Here is a 2,248-nt window from a genome sequence, read left to right on the forward strand (position 1 = left end):
CCCGTGCCCCCGTCTCCCGGAAGACGCGCATCGCCTCGGCGCGGGCCTCCATGGCCGTGTCCGTGTCCCCGGCCGTCTCCCATACCCGCGCCAGGTCCCACAGGGTCCGCGCCCGCCACAGCGGCAGCCGCAGCGCCTCCCAGAGCGACAGCGACCGTTCCAACGGGTCCCGTGCGCTCCCGGTGTCACCGGCGGCCAGGTGCCACTCGCCCAGCGTGCGCAGCACCAACGCCTCGCCGAACCGGTCTTGCCGTTCCCGGGCCAGGTCCAGGCACCGGCCCAGCCGTTCGCGTGACGCGTCCAGGCGGCCGAGCCGCAGCTCCACCTTCGCCAGCGACTGCTCGGTGTACATCACGCCGAAGGTGTCGTGGAGGCCGCCGAAGGCCCGCAGCGCGTCCCCCAGCAGCCGCCCGGCGTCCGCGTACCGCCCCTGCGCGCGGTGGCACAGGGCCACCGCGCGCAGGGTCAGCGCCTCGCCGTGCCGGTCGCCCTCCGCCCGGTACAGCTCCTGGGCCTCGCCGAAGGCCTCGCGGGCGGCGAAGTCGTCGCCCTGTTCCCGGTGCACATAGCCGAGGCCGTAGAGCACCCGGGCCCGGGCACCGCGGTCGCCGAGCCGTACGTATCCCTCCAGCGCCCGCCCGAGCAGCTCCAACGCCTCGGGGTAGCAGGCCTGTTCGCGCCGGGCCGTGCCCATGCCCAGCAGGGCCTGGGCCGCGCCCTGGGCGTCGTCGTGGGCCTCGAACAGCCGCAGGGCGTCCCGGAAGTAGGCGTAGGACCCCTCGAACTCGTCCTGCTCGTAGCGGAGTTGTCCGAGGCCGGTGAGCAGCCATGCCTCGCCCTCGCCGTCCCCGCTGCGCCGCACCGCCGCCATGGCCGCGGTGTGCGAGCGGGACCAGGCGTCGAACTGGTTGTACAGCGCGACCGAACTCGCGATCAGCGCGCCGGCGAGGTCACGGGCGGCGCGGTCCATCCCGTGGTCGGCGCAGTACTCCACGGCCGACAGCAGACCGGCCTGTTCGGCGGCGAACCAGGCCGCGGGGCGCGCGAGCAGCTCCTCCTCGGCCTGCGGATCGAGCGGGTCGACGGGCCGTACGGCGGCCGGTTCGGGAAAGTAGCGGGCGGCGCCGCCCGGACCCCGCGCGGCGGCCTTCTCGGCCAGCCCCAGCCAGCACTCCACGAGGCGCCGCACCGCCGCCGCCCGCTCCTCGGCGCTCTCCTCCGACAGACAGCGCTCGCGGGCGTGCTCCCGGGCCAGGTCGTGGATGCGGTAGCGGTTGCGACCCGTGCCGTCCACGCCGATCACATCGATGAAGTGGCAGTCCACCAGCCGCTCGACGGCCTCCTCGGCCTCCTCCGTGCCGATGTCCAGCAGCGGCGCGGCGATCCAGGCCGCGAAGTCGGGCAGGTCGAGCAGCGCCAGCCGGCGCAGGGCGCGCCGTTCCTGCGGATCGAGGTCGGCGTAGCCCAGTTCGAGGCTGGTGCGCAACTCCAGATCCCCGGCGCGCAGTTCGTTGAGCCGCAGCCGCTCGTCCCGCAGCCGGGCGGCGAGCCGGCCGGGCACCCAGTGCGGCCGGGCGGCGAGCCGTGCTCCGGCGATGCGCACGGCGAGCGGCAGCCGCCCGCACAGGGAGACGATCTCGGCGGTCCGTTCCGGCTCCGCGCGCACCCGGTCCGCCCCGGCGACCCGGCGCAGGAGTTCCAGTGCCTCCTCCTCGTCGGGGACGCTCAGATCGAGGTGGGCGGCGCCCTCCAGGGCCACCAGCCGGCGCCGGCTGGTGACGAGCACCGCGGAGCCGGGGCCGGGCGGGAGCAGCGGTCGTACGTGCGCCTCGCCGGCCGCGTTGTCGAGGATCAGCAGGATGCGGCGGTGCCCGGTGTACGTGCGGTACAGGCCCGTCAGTTCCTCGACGGAGCTCGGCAGGGTCTCCGGTTCGGCGCCCATCGCGCGCAGCAGCCGGGCGAGGGCGTCGGCGGGCTGCAAGGGGGCGGTGTCGGCGGCCCGCAGGTCCACGAACAGGCGGCCGTCCGGGAAGAGTTCGGCGGTGCGGTGGCCGACGTGGACGGCGAGCGCGGTCTTGCCGGTGCCGGAGCGTCCGGAGATCACCCCGATCGGCGGGGCGGTGCGGCCGGGTTCGTCGACGCGGCCCAGCAGCGCGGCGGCCCAGTCGATCTGGTCCGACCGGCCGACGAAGTCGGCGATGTCCGGGGGGAGATGGGAGGGGGCCGGCCGCGCGGTGGGCGCCTCGGG

The 2,248-nt window shown here is 75.8% G+C and carries 1 protein-coding gene; it reads right to left on the bottom strand.

Annotated features, from left to right (window positions below; all coding sequences use genetic code 11):
- Positions 1-2,248: tetratricopeptide repeat protein (locus EHS43_RS43030; protein WP_148104286.1), on the bottom strand; the 2,248-nt coding region annotated here is incomplete at both ends.

The sequence above is a fragment of the Streptomyces sp. RP5T genome, from assembly GCF_003933965.1.
Taxonomy (GTDB): domain Bacteria; phylum Actinomycetota; class Actinomycetes; order Streptomycetales; family Streptomycetaceae; genus Streptomyces.